24 protein-coding genes and 1 tRNA gene are annotated in these 21599 nt (G+C 46.6%); 20 read left to right on the top strand and 5 right to left on the bottom strand.

The genetic code is table 11. The annotated features are described in order from the left end of the window. Positions 1–24: 24 nt before the first annotated feature. The 9 genes from SATMO3_RS30470 to SATMO3_RS30430 all read left to right on the top strand — a co-directional run bounded on the left by SATMO3_RS30470 (position 25) and on the right by SATMO3_RS30430 (position 9033). Positions 25–483 carry a DUF441 domain-containing protein gene (locus tag SATMO3_RS30470; RefSeq protein ID WP_371375409.1) on the top strand — a complete coding sequence of 153 codons (459 nt, stop codon included), beginning with the start codon at positions 25–27 and terminating at the stop codon, positions 481–483. 411 nt (positions 484–894) lie between these two features. Continuing rightward, on the top strand, positions 895–1353 hold the full coding sequence (locus SATMO3_RS30465) for a hypothetical protein (protein ID WP_371375407.1): 459 nt from the start codon (positions 895–897) through the stop codon (positions 1351–1353). Between the two features lie 505 nt (positions 1354–1858). Beyond that, positions 1859–3607 (top strand): putative bifunctional diguanylate cyclase/phosphodiesterase, encoded by a 1749-nt coding sequence (locus SATMO3_RS30460; RefSeq protein ID WP_371375404.1) that lies wholly within the window; start codon positions 1859–1861, stop codon positions 3605–3607. Between the two features lie 13 nt (positions 3608–3620). Continuing rightward, positions 3621–5315 carry a methyl-accepting chemotaxis protein gene (locus tag SATMO3_RS30455; protein WP_371375402.1) on the top strand — a complete coding sequence of 565 codons (1695 nt, stop codon included), beginning with the start codon at positions 3621–3623 and terminating at the stop codon, positions 5313–5315. 337 nt (positions 5316–5652) lie between these two features. Next, positions 5653–6015, top strand: a complete 363-nt coding sequence (locus SATMO3_RS30450) for a helix-turn-helix domain-containing protein (protein WP_371381822.1) — start codon at positions 5653–5655, stop codon at positions 6013–6015. A gap of 289 nt (positions 6016–6304) precedes the next feature. Next, on the top strand, positions 6305–6724 hold the full coding sequence (locus SATMO3_RS30445) for a PPC domain-containing DNA-binding protein (protein WP_371375399.1): 420 nt from the start codon (positions 6305–6307) through the stop codon (positions 6722–6724). A 99-nt stretch (positions 6725–6823) separates the two neighbouring features. Then, positions 6824–7267 (top strand): gamma-glutamylcyclotransferase family protein, encoded by a 444-nt coding sequence (locus SATMO3_RS30440; RefSeq protein WP_371375396.1) that lies wholly within the window; start codon positions 6824–6826, stop codon positions 7265–7267. A 54-nt stretch (positions 7268–7321) separates the two neighbouring features. Next, the gene (nrdD, locus tag SATMO3_RS30435; RefSeq protein ID WP_371375394.1) at positions 7322–7594 is read left to right on the top strand and encodes an anaerobic ribonucleoside-triphosphate reductase; all 273 of its coding nucleotides are present in this window, start codon (positions 7322–7324) and stop codon (positions 7592–7594) included. Positions 7595–7773: 179 nt separating this feature from the next. Continuing rightward, positions 7774–9033 carry an HD domain-containing phosphohydrolase gene (locus tag SATMO3_RS30430; protein ID WP_371375390.1) on the top strand — a complete coding sequence of 420 codons (1260 nt, stop codon included), beginning with the start codon at positions 7774–7776 and terminating at the stop codon, positions 9031–9033. Between the two features lie 189 nt (positions 9034–9222). On the opposite strand, the gene map is transcribed toward SATMO3_RS30430, so the two are convergent. Continuing rightward, complete coding sequence (gene map / locus SATMO3_RS30425) at positions 9223–9978, bottom strand: type I methionyl aminopeptidase (RefSeq protein WP_371375387.1); 756 nt, start codon at positions 9976–9978, stop codon at positions 9223–9225. A gap of 213 nt (positions 9979–10191) precedes the next feature. On the opposite strand from map, the gene SATMO3_RS30420 reads away from it, so the two are divergent. Next, positions 10192–10267: transfer RNA gene (locus tag SATMO3_RS30420), tRNA-Thr, on the top strand. 618 nt (positions 10268–10885) lie between these two features. Here SATMO3_RS30420 and SATMO3_RS30415 read toward each other — a convergent pair. After that, positions 10886–11386, bottom strand: a complete 501-nt coding sequence (locus tag SATMO3_RS30415; protein ID WP_371375384.1) for a hypothetical protein — start codon at positions 11384–11386, stop codon at positions 10886–10888. Positions 11387–11689: 303 nt separating this feature from the next. Further along, the gene (locus SATMO3_RS30410; protein ID WP_371375381.1) at positions 11690–11827 is read right to left on the bottom strand and encodes a hypothetical protein; all 138 of its coding nucleotides are present in this window, start codon (positions 11825–11827) and stop codon (positions 11690–11692) included. A 198-nt stretch (positions 11828–12025) separates the two neighbouring features. Between SATMO3_RS30410 and SATMO3_RS30405 the strand changes: the two genes are divergently transcribed. The 10 genes from SATMO3_RS30405 to atpC all read left to right on the top strand — a co-directional run bounded on the left by SATMO3_RS30405 (position 12026) and on the right by atpC (position 19060). After that, positions 12026–12223 (top strand): hypothetical protein, encoded by a 198-nt coding sequence (locus SATMO3_RS30405; RefSeq protein WP_371375378.1) that lies wholly within the window; start codon positions 12026–12028, stop codon positions 12221–12223. 301 nt (positions 12224–12524) lie between these two features. After that, positions 12525–12932: an ATP synthase subunit I gene (locus SATMO3_RS30400; protein ID WP_371375376.1), complete on the top strand. Its 408-nt coding sequence runs from the start codon at positions 12525–12527 to the stop codon at positions 12930–12932. 18 nt (positions 12933–12950) lie between these two features. Continuing rightward, complete coding sequence (atpB, locus tag SATMO3_RS30395; RefSeq protein WP_371375373.1) at positions 12951–13643, top strand: F0F1 ATP synthase subunit A; 693 nt, start codon at positions 12951–12953, stop codon at positions 13641–13643. 2 nt (positions 13644–13645) lie between these two features. Then, positions 13646–13897: a F0F1 ATP synthase subunit C gene (atpE, locus tag SATMO3_RS30390; protein WP_371375370.1), complete on the top strand. Its 252-nt coding sequence runs from the start codon at positions 13646–13648 to the stop codon at positions 13895–13897. 66 nt (positions 13898–13963) lie between these two features. Further along, positions 13964–14464 carry a F0F1 ATP synthase subunit B gene (gene atpF, locus SATMO3_RS30385; RefSeq protein ID WP_371375366.1) on the top strand — a complete coding sequence of 167 codons (501 nt, stop codon included), beginning with the start codon at positions 13964–13966 and terminating at the stop codon, positions 14462–14464. Further along, positions 14461–14994, top strand: a complete 534-nt coding sequence (gene atpH, locus SATMO3_RS30380) for an ATP synthase F1 subunit delta (RefSeq protein WP_371375363.1) — start codon at positions 14461–14463, stop codon at positions 14992–14994. Before atpF ends, atpH begins: the two co-directional genes overlap by 4 nt. Before the next feature lie 27 nt (positions 14995–15021). Continuing rightward, positions 15022–16530: a F0F1 ATP synthase subunit alpha gene (gene atpA, locus SATMO3_RS30375; RefSeq protein ID WP_371375361.1), complete on the top strand. Its 1509-nt coding sequence runs from the start codon at positions 15022–15024 to the stop codon at positions 16528–16530. A gap of 4 nt (positions 16531–16534) precedes the next feature. Beyond that, on the top strand, positions 16535–17386 hold the full coding sequence (gene atpG / locus SATMO3_RS30370) for an ATP synthase F1 subunit gamma (protein ID WP_371375358.1): 852 nt from the start codon (positions 16535–16537) through the stop codon (positions 17384–17386). Between the two features lie 13 nt (positions 17387–17399). Further along, positions 17400–18812, top strand: coding sequence for a F0F1 ATP synthase subunit beta (atpD, locus tag SATMO3_RS30365; RefSeq protein ID WP_371375356.1), 1413 nt, complete (start codon positions 17400–17402; stop codon positions 18810–18812). Further along, complete coding sequence (gene atpC / locus SATMO3_RS30360; RefSeq protein ID WP_371375353.1) at positions 18812–19060, top strand: ATP synthase F1 subunit epsilon; 249 nt, start codon at positions 18812–18814, stop codon at positions 19058–19060. The genes atpD and atpC overlap by 1 nt, the downstream gene beginning before the upstream one ends. Before the next feature lie 93 nt (positions 19061–19153). On the opposite strand, the gene SATMO3_RS30355 is transcribed toward atpC, so the two are convergent. Both SATMO3_RS30355 and SATMO3_RS30350 read right to left on the bottom strand, forming a co-directional pair. Continuing rightward, positions 19154–19507: an ASCH domain-containing protein gene (locus SATMO3_RS30355; protein WP_371375350.1), complete on the bottom strand. Its 354-nt coding sequence runs from the start codon at positions 19505–19507 to the stop codon at positions 19154–19156. 204 nt (positions 19508–19711) lie between these two features. After that, positions 19712–21490 carry a methyl-accepting chemotaxis protein gene (locus SATMO3_RS30350; RefSeq protein ID WP_371375347.1) on the bottom strand — a complete coding sequence of 593 codons (1779 nt, stop codon included), beginning with the start codon at positions 21488–21490 and terminating at the stop codon, positions 19712–19714. Between the last annotated feature and the right edge of the window lie 109 nt (positions 21491–21599).

Raw genomic sequence — 21599 nt, 5'->3', positions numbered from 1 at the left:
TTACACGATTTAGGATGTGGAAATATGAACTGGGAAAATATGCCGCTATTAATCATTCTCGTACTGGCAGTTATTGGCGACAATCAGTCGGTAGCCCTGGCTGCTTTGGTGCTGCTGCTGATAAAGCTGCTGGGATTGACAGCCTGGTTTCCAAGTATCGAAACTCATGGATTGAATATTGGTATAACCATAATGACAATGGCGGTGCTGACGCCGTTGGCGCAAGGTCGGATATCCCTGGGCGAAATGATGTCAGCTTTCAAAACCCAGTCAGGTCTGATTGCTATTGTCATCGGGATATTTGTTTCCTGGGTGGCAACGCAGGGCATGCATTTTTTGAAAGCATCGCCGGAGGCTACGACTGCTTTGATTGTCGGTACAATCGGCGGAGTATGCTTTTTGCACGGTTTGGCGGTTGGTCCGCTTATTGCAGGCGGCTTCGTAGCCATGATAATTAATGCATTGAATTCATTTAAACAGTGATTTGGCAACTGATATGCCGTTTTTGGCAAACGGATACCCGATTGCGCCCAAGTTTTGCATGGACGGCAAGGCTTCGAAGCTTGTAAGCCCTGCCGTTATTTTTATATGGAAAGAAAGTATAAATTCTTTTTAATATGCAGGCAACATAGCTTATGTTTTGCCACAAGCTCGGCGCAAGCCGTGTTTTTTTATTTTAAACCGGTTTTAAGCTTTCAGGCGTTTACGCTGTGCGCAAAGCAATAGCTTGATATAAAATATATCGATAGTATATGAAAATTAATTCGATAACCGCAAGGAGTAAAGTATCAATTTGTGGAATAAGCTTATTATCATAGGAATTGATCTTATTTTCCTGTTCCTATTCACTGCTCTAATGTTTACGCCTGAACGATCAGCAGGGAGGTTCGGCCGTTGGATTATCAATTATTAAAGGTACTCGATGGCAATATGAGGGATGAGGTATTAATGGCAGAGTTAGCCGACGAAACGGTTAAAGTGCTTCGCAAATACAATCTTCACAGCAACTCTGATTTGTACTGGGAAAGGCCTAAGGGAAAATATCCGCAGAAGATCTTTTTCAGCCACAAATTTTTGAAAAAATCCTCAGTTATAAGAGTCATATTCTATATATACCAGTTGTGTTTTGCCAAGGTAAAATATTTCGAGCGTAATTGGGATGACTTCATACCGTATGTCCATAGTTGGCGGGATGGATTTGTTGAATGTGAACTGCATGATATGGAGTTTATTAAGCATAAGTATTCAGACATTATCTTTGACCTGAGGGATTTGCAGAAGATTACCGATATCAGAGAGTTTGTGGCTATTTGCGATTATCTTGACGGCCAGAAGAGCGCATTAAAAAATTGAATCCAGTTAACCGGCAAAAGTAGAGAGTTCGCGTTGAGACATTTGTTTCAGAGCGGCTCTTTCTTTATTTTGGCGAAGCGTGTTTTCTAAACCCGTTCGCCGGTGGGGTGAAAGCAGAAATAATGATGTAGGAACATTATTTGCATTGAATTTTTGATATATAGAATCAATATCATTTATGCGGATAAGAGCATTATGTATGCGCGTTGGAAATGGTAATTTTATGTAATAATTATAGGAGAAAGTAAATCGAATAAAGTCAAATAGGAAATAAACATGTCATATCAGGCTGAATTTTATATAGTCATTTTGTTGATATAACGATTATTTTGCCAAAAACAGATAATAAATTTGCTAAAATTTTTGAAATGTAGTGGCAGAAAGTGTGGTAGCGATGAACTATAGGCCTGGCAGGTTTAAGAAATATAAAGAATGGAATATACCGCCGAAGGCGATTAAGCCGGCACAGTGCGGCCCCGTTAAGGCTAATCCGCGGAGATTGTTCGTGATTAATCATCGGCCGCACGTTTTGGCGAATTATCTTCGTACCTACATTAAGCATAAGAAGCAAACCCGCGCTGTGCTTGAGAAATATCGGGAGCAGATAGATGAACTGGTGAATGCCGGCAAACAACTGGAGAAATACAAAATACTGGCGGAAAATGCCAAGGATATTATGTTGTTTATTAACATGGACGGAAGGATTATCGAAGCAAATGAGGCAGCGCTCCGGGCGTATAGATATACCCGGGAAGAATTATTTTCAATGACTATCAGCGATTTAAGAATCCAGAGTACAAATAAACAAATCGCAATGCAGATGGAACTGGCCGAAAAACAGGGGATTTTATTTGAAACAATTCACCGGTGTAAGGATGGCGGAATTCTACCGGTTGAAGTAAGCTCGCAAGGAACATATATTGGCGACGAGCGTGTGCTGCTTAGCATTATCCGGGATATATCGGAGCGGAAAAGGGCTGAACAGCAAATGAAATATATGGAGACGCATGACTTCTTAACCGGTTTCCCTAACCGGTATTATCTTGAAGAATATCTTAAGAGCGCTGTTGTGTATTCAACGGCAGAAGGTAACGGTGCGCTTCTTTTTTTGGATGTAGACAATTTTAAAGTTATTAATGATTCTTTTGGATATGCCATAGGCGATAAGCTTTTAGTAGAACTGGGAAACAAGCTGAAAAATATTATAAAAAAAGATGATTTTATTGCCAGGCTTGGCGGCGATGAATTTGCAATCGTTCTCAAGGATGTAACTATTGATATGGCCAAGAGAGCGGCGCAAAAGATTATTAAGTATCTGGGCAGTGAAAATTTCGCAATTGACGGGCCGGGAAATTATTGCAATTTGTCTGTAAGTATTGGGATTACACGGATTGATGACTTTGCAGATACCCAGAAGCTTTTTGCTTACGCGGAGGCTGCCTTATACAATGCTAAAGAGGAAGGTAAAAGCCGGGCAGTTGCCATTGAAAGCGGAAAAGAAAAAAGATGGCTGTCAGAATCCAATGCTGCAGTCAAGCTGCTGCATGACTGCTTACGGAATAACAGGCTTGTCTTACACTATCAGCCGATTATGTCCGGGCAACAGGTTGTACATTATGAAGCTTTGCTGAGAATGCTGGATAATGAGGGGAATTTCATTTACCCAAGCTCGTTTATAACCATGGCGGAACGCTTTGGCCTTATGGCCCGTATTGACAGGTGGGTCATACATTGTGCCATACACACCTTAGCAGAGAAGCCGGACATGACTATTTTCGTTAATGTTTCTTCTCTGAGTATAGGTGATGATGAGTTATTAAATTTCATTGAGATGTGCCTTGGCGAAACAGGAATAAGGCCGGAACGAATCGGGTTTGAAATTACCGAAACAGCGGCCGTTAAGGATTTGATAAAGGCCGGGCAGTGGCTTCGCAGTCTTAAAAAGTTTGGTTGTAAATTTGCTTTAGATGACTTCGGTGTAGGGTTTTCTTCCTTTAAGTATATTCAAATGCTGCCTGTTGATTATATCAAAATCGATGGTTCGTTCATAAAAAACCTGGATACCGATTTAACGCAAAAAGCTCTCGTGCAAGCCATGAACGCAGTTGCGCACACCTTGGGAAAAAGAACAATTGCCGAATTTGTGGAAAACGAGATGATTTGGCGAACTGTACAGGAACTGGGGGTTGACCTTGGACAGGGCTATTATTTAGGCAAACCAAGTCCGCTGGCAAAGATACAGACTACTATCTGAAAAAGAGGTGCGCATGATGAGCATGAACTTAACAACGAAAATGATAGCTTACTTTCTGCTGGTTGTGTTTGTTGCCGCAACAGGATTTATATATACGGTCTGGCGGGTGGGGGAGGTGGCAAATAAGAATGTTATCTTACAAGAGACAATGATGCCTTTGTTTATAAAAACAACCGAGATAAACTATTTTGCCACGGTGCAGGTAGCTAACCTGCGCGGCTGGTTTATTACAGGGAATCCCACGATGCTGGACGAGTGGAAAAAGGCCAGTAACGTATCCACGGCCAATGAGGAAGCTTTGGACAAAATGTCTCTGACTGAGGAGGAGCGCAAGCTTACTGCCGATACCAAAGCGCTTGACGACAAGTATACGACGCTGGCCACCAATAAGTTTGTTCCGCTAATTCAGGGCGGCAGAAGGGACGAAGCCCGAAAAGTAATGATTGAGGAAATGGGACCGGCCGCCAAAGCCCTTAATGAACAATTAATCGAACATAACAAGTTTCGGGTTCAGCAAATAAATACAGCTCTGGATGAGGCTGTGAACAATGCCCGTGAGGCAAGAACGGCGGCTATTGTCGCGGCCGTGTTTGCCGCTATTGCTGGCATTGCGATCGGCTTTTTGGCCGCCCGCAGCATTTCCTGTCCGGTCAATCAGCTTGCGGCAGCGGCCCGCAAGGTTGCAAGCGGTGATCTAACCGAGCAAGTCAGGGTAGTTGGCCAGGATGAGATCAGCCAGTTGGCAGCATCTTTTAACGCCATGGTTGCCCAGCTTAAAGCGTTGATCCGGGAGATAACCGTGCAAGCCGAGCAGGTGGCTGCTGCAGCCGAGGAATTGACCGCAAGCTCGGCACAGTCGTCTCAGGCCGCTAATCAGATAGCAACATCAATTACAGAAGTGGCCAACAGCGCCACTGAACAACTGTCAGCGGCTAACGAAACTTCGGCTGTTACTGAGCAGATGTCGGCAGGTATCCAGCAAATCGCTGCTAGCACCAATCAGGTGGCAGCGCAATCGGCTCAGGCGGCTGACAAGGCTAAAGACGGCACACGCGCGGTCGAAAAAGCAGTCAGCCAAATGTCTTTAATCGAAGATACCGTTACTGTGTCGGCTGAAGTTGTCGCCAAGCTGGGTGACAGGTCCAAGGAAATCGGCCAGATAGTTGACACGATTGCGGGTATTGCCGGTCAGACCAATTTATTGGCGCTTAACGCGGCCATCGAGGCGGCGCGGGCCGGAGAGCAAGGACGCGGTTTCGCCGTAGTTGCCGAAGAAGTAAGAAAATTGGCTGAGCAATCACAGGATGCAGCGAAAAAGATTGCCGACCTGATTGGCGAAATTCAGGGAGACACAGACAAAGCAGTTATAGCCATGAAGGATGGCACGCAGGAAGTGAAGACCGGAGCCGAAGTAGTCGCTGCTGCGGGGACGGTTTTCCAGGAAATTGTGGAACTGGTGTCACAGGGAGCTGGCCAGATCAGAGAGATCTCGGCGGCTGTTCAGCAAATGGCAGGCGGCAGTCAGCAAATTGTGGGACTGGTAAGAAAGATCGATGCTCTCAGTAAGTCTTCGGCCGGCGAGAGCCAAAGCGTTTCCGCAGCCACAGAGGAGCAATTGGCATCTATGGAGGAAATTTCATCTTCAAGTGAGGCTTTGGCGAAACTGGCGCAGCATCTCCAGTCGGCAGCCGCCAAGTTTCGGATATAAACTATAAAAGTTTCAGTGAAAGAATCAGTCCTCGTTTTATACTCTTTCGTACAAGTTGCAGAAATATTACAATGTTTTTATGTCAATACTGCAGTAGCACTGACTGGTTCTGGTCAGTGCTACTACTGTATTTAGTCGTAAATATAACGTGTTTTACTGCCAGGTTTGTATTAAACGATAACTTTGTAGATGGACTTGATGTGCCAATTTTTTGAGTTTTCCAGGAGGTGTTGCAGATGAGCTGTAATTAAATATGCGGGTTTTTTAGCGTGAATGCCTGTACCGGCTCACTATAGCCTAAAACCAATTAATAATATATGGAAAGCGCTGGTTGGAGATGATGGATATTTATACTTTTTTATTTAAACAAGTTGGCAGAAAAGTTGCTTATTACCGTCGATTAAGAAATATGACACAGGAAGAATTGGCCAAACGGATTAATATCAGCACAAGCTCTTTAGGAAAGATTGAACGGGGAAAATATAATAATAATATTTCCCTATCGATGCTGATGACCATTGCCCAAGGATTAAATATTGATGTTGCCATGCTGGTAACTTTTGATGAAAGAGAAAGAGCGATGGCGTATGAGCCGGCTGATCCAGGCCTTAAGGTAATGAACAGGTGCCGGGTTAATGTTTGTTTTAATAATGATGAGAACAAAAAAGTAAATTGTACAAGCAATAGAAAGAAGAAATAATAAATATCCCGGTTGGTTGTAACGGTAAGCCGTTTGTGGAATTATGTGGTAGAAGGTGCATTTCTCATGTTAGGTAATATAATCTGGTTTTTGATTATTGGGGCGGTCGCGGACGGGGCAGCAGGAAAAATAATGTTCTTTAATTAAGTCTCTGGCATATTAAATAGGCCAGAGGCTTAATTTATGCAGATTTCACGGTATAGTATAATAATATTTTAAATGAGTAGCTTGGCTAAAATAGTCTTATGCTATAAAATATAACAAATAACGATTACAAGGAGGCTGCAACATGGAGTGTAAACAGTTTGGCTCAAAGCTTGTTGTAAGAATTGACAAAGGAGAAGAAATACTGACAGCAATTAAAAGTCTCCACCGGTCTCATGGCATAAAACTGGCCACGATTTCAGGCATTGGCGCCGTAAGCCGGGCAAATATCGGCATTTTTATTCAGGACACCAAGGAGTATCGTACCAAAGAATTAACCGGCAGCATGGAGATTGTCAGTATGGCGGGGAATATCTCCGAAATGGACGGCAAGTGCTATATCCACTGCCATATTACGCTCACCGATGAAAACTACCAGGCTTGGGGTGGGCATCTAAATGAAGCTGTCGTAGGACCAACCTGTGAAATGGTTATTGATATCATTGACGGACAGGTTGACCGTCAGTTTAATGTAGAAGTCGGACTCAATCTCATTAAGTTCTAATTCGCTTAAGAAAGAGCAGCAAAGCGGCACTGGCACAGAGTAGTGTGCCAGTGTTTTTATGCAAAAGAATATTAGATTGTTGAGCGAGGTTCACGCTGGATGGTACGAACGGAATGGAGTAAAGAAAAAGCAGAGCTTGATAAGGTTTTTGTTTACGGAACCTTGAAAAAAGGATTTGCTAATCATGCTGTCATTGCGCCTTATTGCAAAGGAATTCAATCCGCCGCGCTGGCAGGCCGGCTGTTTGATCTGCCGTATGGATACCCTGCAGCCATAGACGGTGAAGGTATTATTTCCGGCGAAGTGCTGGAGCTCTCACGGGTAGAAGAGGCCTTGGCTGAACTGGATAGATTAGAGGATTATTACGGTCCCGGGTGTGCTGACAATTTGTATGACAGGGTTGTCAGGGAAGCTATACTGACAAATGGAAGCAAAGTTACCGTTTATGTATATCTGTGGAATAAACCGAATGAGTTAGCAAAGCTGGGAATGATTAACCCGCAAGGCAGCTGGGGAGGAAATACAGGACTAATTCCTCATTGACTATTAACAAATATAAGTTACTATTAATATATCCAACAAATGGAGGGATTGCACATGATTATTGAAGGTATTAAAGTCACTGCCGCCGCCGATATTACGGAAGAAGAAATCAGGGCTATTGTTTCCGAGGAGATCCAGTTATGGAAAGGGAAAGGCAAAGAGCTCGCTGCTGTGCAGCTCAGTATACAGGAAGACGAAATCGTCGTTAAAGCTGTTGAGCGTTCGCCGATTAAGCGGGTACGCCGGATAACAGGGTATCTTAGCACAGAGGATCGCTTTAATTCAGCCAAGCAAGCAGAACTTACCGACCGCAGGGCGCATCTGTAGGGTGCAATCTGCTTAAACAGCCATGCTGCTGGGAAAAGTTGCTTCTTTAGTATTGACTGCCTGTCCTATTCATTATAAAGTTAATACATATACATTTTTTGTCGTGTTATGATCATCCGCGCAATAGGCTATGTCAATTATTGTCGCGGATACTTTTTTTATATAGGGAGTGGACAGGCGTGATATTCAAGATACATCCCAGCAATCTGGTGAGTGCGTTATCCATTGCACTGGAATTGTCAACAAACGGATTGTCCCGGCACCACTGGCGAACGGCCCTGATTGCCAGCCGTATCGCCAGACATATTGGGTTGGATGAGTGGCAACGGCAGATACTGGTATATGCTGCTTTACTGCATGACATCGGAGCGGTTTCCAGCTGGACCGAAAAAAGAAAACTAAATACCTTCCGGGTGGGTGAAGATGTATACCATCATGCCGAAGCCGGCTATGAACTACTTAAGGATTCGCAGCAATTCGGCATGCTGGCGGAGACCGTTCGCCATCACCATGACAACTGGGACGGGTCCAGCCCGTCCGGGCTGGCAGGCGACGATATCCCCATAACCAGCCGGATTATAAACCTGGCTGACCGCCTGGAAGTACTCCTGCATGACCGGGAAGACATCTTTAAACAGCGGCCTAACGTGCTATCGGCTCTTCGGGAATTGAGCGGGCACTATTTCGATCCTGAGTTAGTAAAAGCATTGCACGAATTCGCCCGGCAGGAGAGCTTCTGGCTTGATTTAGTCAACCCGCATTACTATCAGAACTTCTTCCGGCAGATTGACTCTTACGGCCGGATGGTGTTTGATATTGACGACGTGGTGACCATCGCTGAAATATTTGCTACCATTGTTGACCGCACCAGCAGCTTTACAGGTACCCATTCCCGCGGCGTGGCCGAGGTTTCAGCTTTTTTGGCGAAAGCCAAGGGCTATAGTCAGGAGGAAATCAAGCTGGTCAAAATTGCCGGCTTGTTCCATGATCTTGGCAAACTGGCGATACCCAATGAGATATTGGAGAAACCGGGTAAACTTACCGATCAGGAGCTTGCCATTATCAGGCAGCATCCGTATTATACATACCGGATTCTTGAGCAGATCGACGGGTTCTCGCTGGTAGCTGAGTGGGCCGCCTTTCATCACGAAACCATTGACGGGGCGGGCTATCCCTTCCGTGTGCCGGGGACATCACTGCGGTTAGGGTCCCGTATTGTCAGTGTGGCTGATGTTTTTGTCGCTTTAACCGAAAACCGGCCCTATCGTGCAGCTTTGAGCCTGCAGGAAACGGCCAAAATAATGCGGGGAATGGTCAGTAACGGCAAACTGGACGCTAGTGTTGTCGCTGATTTGTTCAGTGATATTGATAGTGCAAGAACTCTGGCTGAGCAAATATCGGCCAAGAGCTGTGAAGCGATTGCCGGTGGGGCCGGCTGAGCTGAACGGCAATAACACAGGCCGCGCAATTGGAGCAGTTCATTCGTAATGAGAGGCCTTGCGTAGAGGATTCTACGCAAGGCCTCTTTGTTTCAGATGGTGTAGAAAACGGCGGCGTAGAAAAAGCCGCTGCTTCGCAAGCAGCGGTTCGGGTGCAATATAGTCGTGATTTTAGCATACAACTTGGATTTAGCAGGATTCCTGATCGGTTAAAATTAGCGCTTCATTGCTCGTTATAGCAATAGTATGTTCATACTGGGTAGAGCGTTTGCCGTCAATCGTTCTTGCGGTCCAGCCATTTTTATCAATTTTGCACTGCCAGGAGCCGATATTGACCATTGGCTCGATGGTTATGACCATACCTTCTTTTAACCGAATGCCTTTACCTTGTTCGCCGTAGTGGAGTACTGCAGGATCCTCGTGAATTTCCCGGCCTATTCCATGGCCTGTAAAATCGCGCACAACCGACAGTCCTTCCGTTTCGACATAGGTTTGGATAGCGTGTCCGATATCTCCTAGCCGATTACCGCTGCGAGCAAGTTCGATTCCTTTGTACAAAGCCTCCCTGGCGACTTTTAAGAGATGCTTGGATTCATCTGAAATATTGCCGACAGGATGAGTCCAGGCAGAATCGGCAAGAAGCCCGTCTAAGTTGGCGACGAAGTCAATTGTCACAATATCGCCGTCTTTCAGTGGCTTGCGGTTGGGAAAGCCGTGACAAATCTCATCATTAACCGATGCGCAGGTGGCGTAACGATAGCCGTGATATCCTTTTTGCGCGGGTGCTGCCCCATGCTTAGCCAAATAATCTTCTACAAATTTATCAATCTCTAAGGTAGTTATGCCTGGGGTAATCATCCTGCTGATTTCTTTATGGCAGGATGCCACTATTTTGCCGGCTGCCTGCATCTGCGCAATCTCGCGCTGGCTCTTAAATATAATCATGATAGGACTCTCCTCAAATGATTTCTGTTGATGGATGAATATAGTAGTACTTTTAAATCATATAGAATTATTGGGAAAAAATCAAATAGGTTTAATGATCCTCCTGGAATACTAATATATGATCAAAATGATCAGAAGTTCAATAAATACAATGGTTCAAGCCGCTATTCTTGACATTGCGGCACTAGTGAGATAGAATAATAAATGTTATATGCCGGTATAGCTCAGCTGGTAGAGCATCTCATTCGTAATGAGAGGGTCACAGGTTCGAATCCTGCTATCGGCTCCAAGAATTGAGCTCCTGAGAGTAATCTCAGGAGCTTTTTGCTTTTGTGTACGGTACATATCAATAGGCGTAATTCCTAAATAAATTCTAAAAATTGCGGTGTAAAATAAAATTGTGGCAATATAGTCAGCCATTATTGCCCACCTTCAGTTAACCGCCTGCCGGTTGGTACTGGCGGGCGGCTTTTTTCATACTTATTGGCTGAAAGGGAACGCTTTGGTGCTAATGTAAAAAAGGTGGCTTTCGCCACCCGGAATTAATGCTGCTTTTTATCTGTATCGTCCGAATTGTTTGTGGATAATTTTTTGAGATGATAATTTTTCAGAAGCTGTTGCTGTTTACTCCACTCGCTTGTACGATCAGGATGTTTACTGCGCATAGAATCACCTCCGTATTTAGTATTTCCGTGGCGATCCGAAATACGAGCAGTAATAATTTGAAAAAATGTCCGGCGTTCTGTAGGCGCTGGACTTGTTAACAGACCGGCTAGGGCTCTGTTTCATACAGTCACCCTAGCCAGAGGAGTTGCGCACTCCTTTATTAGTATTACCGAAAAATTGGCCAAGTATGCGCAGGCGTTAAAAAAGAATGAAACCTGTCAATTTCTGCAATATAATCAGATCAATGATATTCGATTAGTTTGTGGGAAACTACATAATTATAGGCGGCAATAATAATATTTCTGTTCCTGACTGCTTCGGGCGTATCGCCATAGTACGCTCCGCCAGGCATGTTGCCTTGGGATTGATATAAGCTTCTTTCGGGAGAATCACCCCAGAATTCGTCCTTGTTTATCCAGATTGTTCCGTCTTCATTCCATTGATTGGTAACTTTGTTGAAAGAACATTTGAAAGTGTACGATTGCTTTTCAAAAGAAATTTTATTATCCATAGTTTGGGCTCTCAACTTGGCTAGAGAATCTTTATCCGGTATTATGATCAAGCCGTATGTCATTTCAAAAAGTGATTCTTGTTCTGTTTTTGATATTACGACTGCTTTTATTGAGTCTGTGTGAAGATATTTAGAAAAACCGTTTTCCGTAACGGTGTAGATATCTTCGGCAAAGCAGATATTGGTTACGGCTGCCATGGTGAGAATAAATATAAGTACTGTTTTTTTCACGCTATCATTCCTCCCTGATGTAACGTTTCTTTATTGCAACGCAGATTCCTCCAGCCAGGGGCGGATGAAAAATTAGGCATCAGGAAAATTTGCGGGCGGCTATTTTAATATAGATAATAGTAGACTAACCTTCAGGCCGGGCTTTAACCCCACCTGAAGGTTAGTCGTCGGATAAAAAAATGGTAACGAAACCTGGCCTGCCGGGAAACGGTTCAATGCCTGCCGGATGAGGGGAAGCAAAGAAGCAGCGCCAAGCTGATTGGCCGTGCGGACTGCGGCTGAAGAATAGGTGGCAAATGCCACCTATTCTTGTTCAGAATTCCGGGAATGCTCTTTCTTGTAGTCTTCCTGTTCAGAGGTTTTGGTTGACTCGGCTGATTTGTTTTTCTTTGCGTTGGCCCTTTGTATGCTGCGAAACTGATCAAGAGTTCTTCCTCCCATAATAACCCTCCCTTTGCCATCAATTTAGAGACTTTCTTCTTTATTTATCATTTGCAGGTGCTGTTAACGATATTCGCAGGCAGCTGGACTCCGGTTTCAAGCTGTGAATTTTATCGTTGCCAAGATCTGCTGTAATGCTTAACTACTGCCTGATTTATCACGATATCAAAGTAAATATAACTTGTGGGAGGGAGTAAGATGGAGCGAAAATCCGTGTCGATCCAGCCGGTTGAACGCATAGGAAAAATTGCGCCAGTGCTGCCGGTCCGTTTTTTTAAGCCTTTCCCTGACCAAAGTGAAAGGCGACGAATGGGCAGGCCTAAAGAGCAGCTTCCCACCAAAGAGCAGTCCGGCCAGCATGATTTTGCCGAAAATACAATTGACCTCAAGATATGATTCTCCAGACTCTTTCATTTGATAATAGTAAAAATGAAATGCCAGAACACAGGCGATGATAAATTAGCCTGTGTTCTTTTTTGTCCTAATATGACTTTCCGTCTGCCAGACAAACACCGGCTGCCCGCTTCGCCTGGGCCTGGCGCAAAGCGTTTTCTACATAGTGGACATGTTGTCGATATTAGTTGGCATAATTAGACAAAAAAAGTAGTCATAAACATGACAAAAAGTCATAGACATGAACTAGGATATAGCGGCGCTGCAGTCTGATCAGGGAGAGCAAAAAAACTGAAAAGGTGGGATGGCCAAGGCCACATGTATGAAAAACTATGAGCTTAAGGTTAGAAACATGTTGGCGCAAATTGCAGTATTGGGGATTATTTTCTGTCCCATTGTCTTCAGCTATTACTCAGGGCAGACAATGGCCGGATTATTACTCGGGATGGTAACAGGCTCGATTTATTTCTTGTATCTTTACCGTCAGGTGGAGAATGTTAAAGTACTTTCTAAAAAACAGGCCGTTGAGCACATCCGGAGTGGCTGGATTATCCGGTTAGGGGTTATGTTGCTGGTGCTTATAGTAGTTAGTCATTTCCTGAAACTGAATGTGCTTGCTTTTATTGCAGGCTTTTTTACCATGCCGGTTCTCCTGTTTATCAATGGTATGGCAATGGTTATCAAGCAGATTGAAGATGCAAAAAAAATGTGATGTAAGGAGGTGGAGAACATGGGCCATGGCGGACATGACATAGGCGGGCATAAGGTGGCGGCATTGGCTGGATTATCCTTTAACCTTGACACCTTGTATATGACCTGGTTAACCATGCTGGTAATTACCGTGGGGATACTCTTTGTCCGTATGAACTGGAAGTTGGTTCCGGATGGCTGGCAAAATTTCGTGGAACTTGTGATTGAAGGATTGTTAGATCAGATTGACTCAACGATAGGCCCGGGTGGCCGTAAGGTTGCAGCACTTATTCTTACACTTTTTCCGTTCCTGCTGGTTTCCAACTGGTTAGGACTCATACCGGGCTTTACCTCGCCGACCAACGATATTAATACAACGCTGGGGCTGGCCTTGATGATGGTATCCATTGCTCACGGCTATGGCATTAAAACCAAAGGCTTGTTTTCACACCTCAAGCATTTTATTGAACCTAATATCTTGTTTTTGCCAATCAATATTATTGAAGAACTGGCTAAGCCGGTGACTCTTTCCTTCCGGTTGTTCGGCAATATTCTGGCAGGCGAGATTCTGATCATTATTTTAGGTATCCTGGTGCCTTATGTAGTACCGACCCTGTGGCTTGCTTTCAGCGTTTTTGTCGGTATTATTCAGGCTCTGATATTTACTATGCTGTCGATGTCTTATTTAAGTAATTCCTTGCAAGAGCATCATGAGGTTAAAAAGGAGGGGTGACAGTGGAACAGGCGTATATTATTGCCGCTTCGGTTATTGCCGCCGCTATCGTTGTAGGATTGGCTGCTTTTGGCGCAGCTATGGGGGATGGAAATGTCACAGCCAAGGCGGTCGAAAGTATTGCCCGGCAACCGGAGGCTAAGAACTCGATCATGGTTACCATGCTCATTTCGGTGGGTTTAATCGAGTCAATCCCAATTATTGCAGCCGTTATAGCCATTGTATTGATATTTACCAATCCCTTTTTAAAATGAAAAATGGGCGCCTGGTGGATATGTTCTGCCAGACGCCTGCCCTACACAAGGGAAGGGGGGATGTACTTGATCGACATTAATGCTACTTTAGTGGCTCAGATTATTAACTTTCTGATTCTTATGGCCATTTTAGCCAGGTTTGCCTATCGCCCCATACTAACGGCACTGACGGCAAGACGGACTCATATTGAAAAAAGTCTTGATGAAGCAGAGCGGGAATTGGCGACGGCAAAACAAATGAGAGCGGAAAGTGAACAGCAAATTATTGAAGCGCGGGTGCAAGCCAGAGCTATTATTGATGAAGCTATCGATCTGGGTGAACAGTCGCGGGAAGCCATTGTTCAGAAAGCAATAGAGGAAAATACCCGGCTGCTAAAAGAAGCCCAGGAAGAAATCGAACGCAATTACCAGCAAGCCATTGTTTGCTTGCGGGCCGAAGTGGCTGTTATGGCTGTGGCGGCCGCTGAGAAAATTATTGAAAAGAATCTGGATGTGGATACCAATACCCGTCTGGTGAAAAAGTTTATCAAGGAATTTTCCAAAGAAAAGTACGGTGAGCTGGCATGAAGGCACGTCTGGCGAAACGGTATGCACAGGCTGTATTTCAGGCTGCCGCAGAGCAGCAGAATGTTCCTGAGGTTGAGGCGGAACTAGCTGTTGTGCAACAAATTTTCGGCGAAGCCGCAGTGCAGGATTTTTTTGATAATCCGGGTGTATCCACAGCGGACAAGAAAGCGGTCATTAGCCGTACTTTCAGTCCGTATCTGTCTCCTTTCACGCAGAACTTCCTGTGCCATATGACAGAGAAGCGGCGGATTAACGTCTTGCCTGACGTCATCAACGCTTACCGGGATTTAGTAAAAGAGTCCCGGAATATCGTTGCTGTAGAGGTTGTAACGGCAGCGCCGCTGGCAAACGAGGATCAGGCGGAACTGGTAACGCAGCTTTCTGTTGTTACCGGCAAAACCATTGAGTTATCTGCACGGGTGGATAAAGGGATACTGGGCGGCCTGATCATTCAGATCGGCGACAAGCGGATCGACAATAGTGTGAAAACCGAGCTAACGAGAATGAAAAATCAAATGTTAAGCAAATAGTTGCGAAAGTGAGGTGAGCAACTCACTATGAAAATACGGCCTGAAGAAATTTCGGTAATTATTCAGGAACAGATTAAACAATACCAGATTGAAAGCAATGTAGAAGAGATCGGTACCGTTATCGAAGTTGGCGACGGTATTGCCCGTTTACATGGCTTGGACAAGGCCATGGCCGGGGAACTGCTGGATTTTGGCGATGGTGTGTATGGTATGGCCCTGAATCTTGAGGAGGACAATGTCGGTGCCGTTCTCCTGGGCGATGAGGTCCGGGTGCATGAAGGCTGTACTGTCAAACGAACAGACCGGATTATGGAAGTGCCTGTTGGCGAGGCGCTCATAGGCAGAGTTGTTGACGCGTTAGGGCGTCCGCTTGATGGTAAGGGAGCGGTAAATACTACACAGTCCCGTCCCATTGAATGGCGGGCTCCCGGGATTGCCGACCGTCAGCCGGTCAAGGAACCCTTGCAGACAGGGATAAAAGCTATTGACTGTATGGTGCCGATTGGCCGGGGGCAGCGGGAGCTTATTATCGGTGACCGGGGCACCGGGAAAACGGCGATTGCCATTGATACCATCCTTAATCAAAAAGGGGAAGAAGTTATCTGCATCTACGTGGCTATTGGCCAAAAGGCCTCTACCGTGGCCAGGGTTGTCAAAACCCTGGAAGACCATGGCGCTATGGAACACACCATTGTTGTGGTCGCAACCGCCTCTGACAGTGCGCCGCTGCAATATATGGCGCCTTATACCGGTGTGGCCATGGGCGAGCATTTTATGTACCAGGGAAAGCATGTGCTGTGTGTTTACGATGACTTATCCAAGCATGCGGCCGCCTACCGGGCCATGTCGCTCCTCTTGCGGCGTCCGCCGGGGCGAGAGGCTTATCCGGGAGATGTATTCTATCTTCATTCCCGCCTGCTGGAACGGGCAGCCAAGCTGGCGGCAGAGCTGGGCGGCGGCTCGCTCACTGCCCTGCCGGTTATCGAGACTCTGGCCGGTGACGTAGCCGCCTATATCCCTACCAACGTTATTTCTATCACCGACGGCCAGATTATTTTAGAGAGTGAGTTGTTTTACGCCGGGACCCGGCCGGCTATTAATGTCGGACTGTCAGTATCCCGGGTTGGCGGCTCGGCCCAGATTAAGGCAACCAAGCAGGTGGCAGGGCGGCTGCGTTTAGATCTGGCGCAATATCGTGAACTGGCGGCATTTGCCCAGTTCGGGTCAGATCTGGATAAAGGCACCAAAGACCTCTTAGAGCGAGGCAAGCGCATGACCGAACTCCTCAAGCAGCCGCAATATAAACCGGCGCCTGTCGAGGAGCAGGTAATCGCTATTTATCTGGGAGTCAGCGGGTATCTTGATGATGTGCCGGTACAGCAAATCAGCCGGTTTGAACAGGAGTTCCTGCAGTATTTGCGCGCTTATCCGGCTATTGGTGACGGGATAAGAGAGAAAAAGTGTATCGAACCGGCGGTAGAGGAATTGCTGAAAACTACCATTAAACAGTTTAAAGCCTCATTTACAGCGAGGTGATGGCATGCCTAACGCATTAGATTTACGCCGGCGTATTAAGGGTGTGAAGAATATCCAGAAAATTACCCAGGCTATGAAAATGGTGGCTGCCGTCCGCCTGCGCAAAGCACAGGAGCGGGTTAAAGACAGTGCCCCCTACTATGAGGGTGTATTATCTATGTTATGCGATCTCGAAAATAGCGGTGAGGATGTAACCAATCCCTTGTTTATACCCCGTGAGGTTAAACGAACAGGCTATGTCGTGATTGGCGCCGACAAGGGCTTGGCCGGCTCGTATGGCAGCAACCTGGTCAAAGCGGTGCAAAGGCATTGTGGTGATAAAGAAAATGTAAGTCTGGTGGTTGTCGGCCGCAAGGTAAGAGATTACTTTCAGCGTCGCAAAGTAGCCATCGACAAGGCCTACATCGGTATTTCCGAAAAACCCGACTACCAGAACGCCAGGATGATAGCTGAAGTTACGCAGGCAGCCTACCTGGCAGGCGGGTTTGACCGGGTTTACCTGGTATATACCAGATTCTTTTCGCCGGCAATGCAGCAAGTGGCTGTGGAAAGTCTACTTCCGATCAATTTGACAGAACAGGCGGTTTCCCGGAGGGTATCAGCGCAGATATACGAACCGTCGCTGGTGTGTGTCCTGGACGAAATGGCGGTAAAGTGGCTGGAGGCTGCCATTTACCGGGCGCTTGTCAATGCTGCGGCCAGTGAGATCGCCGCCAGGCTAAATGCCATGAGCCTGGCTACAGACAATGCGCAGGAACTTATCAGTCAACTGATACTTGAGTATAACAAAGTCCGCCAGGCCAACATCACACGGGAAATTTCCGAAATTGTCGGCGGTGCGGAAGCGTTACGGTGAGAGGAGGGAGCCTATGGCTAGCGGACGGGTTAAACAGGTTATCGGTCCTGTTGTGGATATAGAATTTCCGCAGGATCAGCTGCCGTCTGTTAATAATGCGGTAAAAGTTACCGGCAGGGCCGCAGGCTATGACATCAAGCTGACAGTAGAGGTTATGCAGCATTTAGGCGACAATGTCGTTCGCTGTGTAGCCATGTCGTCGACAGATGGCTTAGTACGCGGTATGGAAGCGGTTGATGCAGGGGTGCCGATAACGGTGCCTGTCGGGAAGGGAACACTAGGAAGAATCTTCAATGTACTGGGAGAAACGGTAGATAATAATGACGCGCCGGTAGAGGCAAGTGAATTCTGGCCTATTCACAGGCCGGCGCCGGCATTTGTGGCCCAGGAAACGGCGACCGAGATTCTTGAAACAGGTATCAAGGTAGTTGATCTCATAGCCCCCTATGCGCGTGGCGGTAAGATTGGGTTGTTTGGGGGCGCCGGGGTAGGCAAAACGGTTTTGATTATGGAGCTAATCCGAAATATTGCAACAGAACATGGCGGATTTTCAGTATTTGCCGGCGTCGGGGAGCGTACCCGTGAAGGTAACGAGCTCTGGCGCGAGATGATGGAGTCGGGCGTTATTAACAAAACGGCGCTGGTTTACGGTCAGATGAATGAACCGCCGGGAGCCAGGATGCGGGTTGGCCTGACCGGGCTGACGATGGCCGAATATTTCCGGGATGTGGCCGGACAGGATGTGCTGCTTTTTATAGATAATATTTTCCGCTTTATTCAGGCTGGGTCCGAGATTTCGGCCCTCTTAGGCCGGATGCCGTCGGCCGTTGGCTATCAGCCCACACTGGGAACTGACGTCGGTACGCTCCAGGAGCGGATTACCTCGACCAAAAAGGGCTCGGTTACATCGGTTCAGGCTGTATACGTCCCGGCCGATGACCTGACAGACCCGGCGCCGGCTGCGACATTTGCCCATCTTGACGCGACAACGGTATTGTCAAGGCAAATTGCCGAGCTGGGCATATATCCGGCCGTTGATCCACTGGATTCCACCTCCCGGATACTGGACCCGTTTATTATTGGCGATGAGCATTATCAGGCGGCCCGGTCGGTACAGGAGATCCTGCAGCGCTATAAAGAACTGCAGGACATTATTGCCATACTGGGGATGGAGGAACTGTCGGAAGAGGATAAGATTGTTGTCGCCCGGGCCAGAAAGGTGCAGCGCTTCTTAAGTCAGCCGTTTTTTGTAGCCGAAGCGTTTACCGGCACTGCCGGCAAGTATGTTCCGCTCAAGGAGACGGTGCGTGGTTTTAAGGAGATACTAAGCGGCAAGTACGACGAGTTGCCGGAAAGCGCTTTTTATATGGTCGGAACTATTGACGAGGTTGTGGAGAAGGCCGGAAGTATGAGGGGGAAAGGCTAGTGGGCAAGAAGTTGCGGCTCGATATTATTAATCCTGACCGCACATTGTATGGGGCCAATGTCAATATGGTGATTGTCCGGGCCACAACCGGCGAGCTGGGCATATTGGCAGGGCATGCACCGCTGGTGGCCTTGCTTGATCCCCGGCCGGTACGTATTCTCCTTGATGAAGGCGAGCACGAGGTCAGCCTTAAAGGGGGAATCATGCAGGTCAAACCGGAGGGAGTGACCATACTGACCTTCCCCTGATGAGAGGTTGGGCGCCGCTTTTAGCAGAAAAATATACTTTCGGAAAAAAAGGCTTAACTCCGGATAGTGGAGTTAAGCCTTTTACTTATATATTTATTGTTCCTGAACTTCAGAAAAGTGAATTACTGTCACGACATCATCAATGTGAATCTGCTTTTCGTAGATGTTTTCGAAAAGGGCGATAAGTTCTTCCACTGTTTTGATATCCGGGTTTTGATGTTCTAACTCACTGGTTGTCAGGTCCGTATACTTTTTGATCAGCACTCTGTCAATCATAGCCCGGTAGAGTTTTTTCTTAGGGCCGTATTTACTGCCAAAGGTAATCCAGACAAGCGAATTTTCCTGGTATGTATCTCTAATATCTCCGGGACGAATGGTAGCAGTCTTTTGACGGGCCATAAGCAACTTTTCATTATGCGGTGAGATAAAGTTAAGTGCATACATCATAATCGCCTCCTGTTGCCACACAATACATTATATTTACTATTATGCATTTACTTCTTTACCCATTCACAAAATCCTGCCATCAGCAGGCTGCTTTTGTTCTGCCTTGTTTACTTTATCCTGACAGAAAGTATGTCTTTCTGCTGGATAAGGGCAACAGCGGCTTACGCTTTCGCCAAAGGATCGGCGTAAGCCTTGTTTACTTTATTAAATTCTAAACTGACGGATAGTTCCTTGCAGTTCCTGGGCCATTTTGGCCAAAGCCTGACTGGAGGCGGCAATTTCCTGCATGGAAGCCGACTGCTCCTCAGTGGCAGCCGAGACAGTCTCTGATTCGGTCGCAGCATTTTTGCTAAGGGCGTCAATCTGCTGTACCGCAGCTACGATATTTTGACTAACGGCTGACATATGCTCAATTGCTGCAGAGATTTCCCGGACTTCATCCGAGACTTCGACCACCATTGCGGCAATTTCGCTGAATGTCTGCCCGGCGGTGTTAACGGCGGCAGCACCTGTTTTTACTTCACGGGTACCCTCATTCATAGCCACAACTGCTTTATCGGTTTCATCCTTAATTTCTGTAATCAAGGTGCCAATCTGTTTCGCCGCTTCCTGCGACTGCTCGGCCAGTTTGCGGACTTCTTCGGCTACTACGGCAAAGCCGCGTCCTTGTTCGCCGGCCCGGGCCGCTTCAATGGCGGCGTTAAGCGCCAGCAGGTTGGTCTGCCCGGCGATACCGGAAATGGTGTCGATAATCTGTCCGATCTCTTTTGACCGTTCACCCAGATGTGCTACCACGTTAGCCGAGGTGTTAACCGTCTGCTCGATCTGAGACATCTGACTCACGGCCTGATCGACCGACTTTTTGCCATCATGCGCTTTGCCGGCAGTTCGGGTGGACTGGGCCGATACCTGGTTGGCATTGGCGGCGATTTTCTCAATTTCGGCGGACATATTGGCTACCAGTGTACTTGTGCTGTTCGCCGCGGCCAGTTGCTGTTCGGCGCCGCTGGCTACCGTTACGATGGAGGTGGCTACCTGATTCGCCGCCTGCGCGGACTGGTCGGCGCTGGCTGTAAATTGCTCTGAGGAAGCGGCAATTTGTTCAGCGGACTGGGCCACCTGGGCAATAAGCTTTTTAATATTCGCATTCATGTGGTTAAAGGCGGTGGCCAGACTGCCGATTTCATCTTTTCGGCTGGCAACGCTGTCGTTTACGCGGACCGCCAGATTGCCTGTCGCCATCTCAGTGACGATCTGCTGGGTATGCTGGAGGGGGTTAATCAAGGACCGTACCAGTATTAAGGACAAACCGCAGGCGGCCAGCAGCGATATAATGCCGATGATGCCTTGGGTAACCATAGAATTCTTTAGTTCCTGCTCGTATTGGAGCTGGCGTTTGCTTACTTCTGCTTCAATCGAGTCATACCAGGCACCTGTTCCCACTGTCCAGCGGTAGGGTTCAAAAAATTTGATATAGCCGCGCTTGGGCAGCGGCTCACTTTGGCCGGGTTTAGGAAACCAGTAATCGCTAAATCCGCCGCCGCCATTAGCTTTAGCGGCATTAAACAAATCCTGCAGCACCAGGCTGCCTCTGGCATCTTTAAACTCCCAGCGGGATTTGCCCTCGAAATTTTTATTGCCCAATAATACGAGGTTAAAGCCCTCATACGTATCAATCCATAAATAATTGCCGTTGTCATAACGAATTTCACGAATAATATCGGTGGATTTTTTCTTAGCTTCTTGCTCGGTAAGAGTGCCTTTTTGCTGTTCTTTATAAATAGATTCAATAATGCTTACCGCGCCCTCTACCTGAAGTTTTAAACTGCGCTCAAACTGTTCCATCAGCGTTTGCCTCATTATTGCTATGTTTTGCTGGGCGTCCTGCTTCATACGATAAAGGTTATACCCAACTAAAACGGCTACTACGAAAAAACAGATTGAGCAGATAGTAACTAGGACTCTTGTGCGAAGACTGTTCATAATCTTACCTCCTAATCCTTATTTTTACTACACTTTCATTTTACCTTGCAATATGTGTTGAAGCAATGAAATTTTTAAACAATTTTGTCGATTGCGATAATTAATGTGA

Source organism: Sporomusa aerivorans, from assembly GCF_041428895.1.
Taxonomy (GTDB): Bacteria; Bacillota; Negativicutes; order Sporomusales; family Sporomusaceae; genus Sporomusa; species Sporomusa aerivorans.
This window is presented reverse-complemented; position numbering and strand designations above follow the sequence as displayed.

What these genes read in the sequence shown, in the direction of transcription:
- SATMO3_RS30470 (WP_371375409.1), top strand. Translation starts at nt 25, where the DNA reads ATGAACTGGGAAAATATGCCGCTATTAATCATTCTCGTACTGGCAGTT.
- SATMO3_RS30455 (WP_371375402.1), top strand. Translation starts at nt 3,621, where the DNA reads ATGATGAGCATGAACTTAACAACGAAAATGATAGCTTACTTTCTGCTG.
- SATMO3_RS30450 (WP_371381822.1), top strand. Translation starts at nt 5,653, where the DNA reads ATGATGGATATTTATACTTTTTTATTTAAACAAGTTGGCAGAAAAGTT.
- SATMO3_RS30445 (WP_371375399.1), top strand. Translation starts at nt 6,305, where the DNA reads ATGGAGTGTAAACAGTTTGGCTCAAAGCTTGTTGTAAGAATTGACAAA.
- SATMO3_RS30440 (WP_371375396.1), top strand. Translation starts at nt 6,824, where the DNA reads ATGGTACGAACGGAATGGAGTAAAGAAAAAGCAGAGCTTGATAAGGTT.
- nrdD (WP_371375394.1), top strand. Translation starts at nt 7,322, where the DNA reads ATGATTATTGAAGGTATTAAAGTCACTGCCGCCGCCGATATTACGGAA.
- map (WP_371375387.1), bottom strand. Translation starts at nt 9,978, where the DNA reads ATGATTATATTTAAGAGCCAGCGCGAGATTGCGCAGATGCAGGCAGCC.
- SATMO3_RS30410 (WP_371375381.1), bottom strand. Translation starts at nt 11,827, where the DNA reads ATGGGAGGAAGAACTCTTGATCAGTTTCGCAGCATACAAAGGGCCAAC.
- SATMO3_RS30405 (WP_371375378.1), top strand. Translation starts at nt 12,026, where the DNA reads ATGGAGCGAAAATCCGTGTCGATCCAGCCGGTTGAACGCATAGGAAAA.
- SATMO3_RS30400 (WP_371375376.1), top strand. Translation starts at nt 12,525, where the DNA reads ATGGCCAAGGCCACATGTATGAAAAACTATGAGCTTAAGGTTAGAAAC.
- atpB (WP_371375373.1), top strand. Translation starts at nt 12,951, where the DNA reads ATGGGCCATGGCGGACATGACATAGGCGGGCATAAGGTGGCGGCATTG.
- atpH (WP_371375363.1), top strand. Translation starts at nt 14,461, where the DNA reads ATGAAGGCACGTCTGGCGAAACGGTATGCACAGGCTGTATTTCAGGCT.
- atpA (WP_371375361.1), top strand. Translation starts at nt 15,022, where the DNA reads ATGAAAATACGGCCTGAAGAAATTTCGGTAATTATTCAGGAACAGATT.
- atpG (WP_371375358.1), top strand. Translation starts at nt 16,535, where the DNA reads ATGCCTAACGCATTAGATTTACGCCGGCGTATTAAGGGTGTGAAGAAT.
- atpD (WP_371375356.1), top strand. Translation starts at nt 17,400, where the DNA reads ATGGCTAGCGGACGGGTTAAACAGGTTATCGGTCCTGTTGTGGATATA.
- SATMO3_RS30355 (WP_371375350.1), bottom strand. Translation starts at nt 19,507, where the DNA reads ATGATGTATGCACTTAACTTTATCTCACCGCATAATGAAAAGTTGCTT.
- SATMO3_RS30350 (WP_371375347.1), bottom strand. Translation starts at nt 21,490, where the DNA reads ATGAACAGTCTTCGCACAAGAGTCCTAGTTACTATCTGCTCAATCTGT.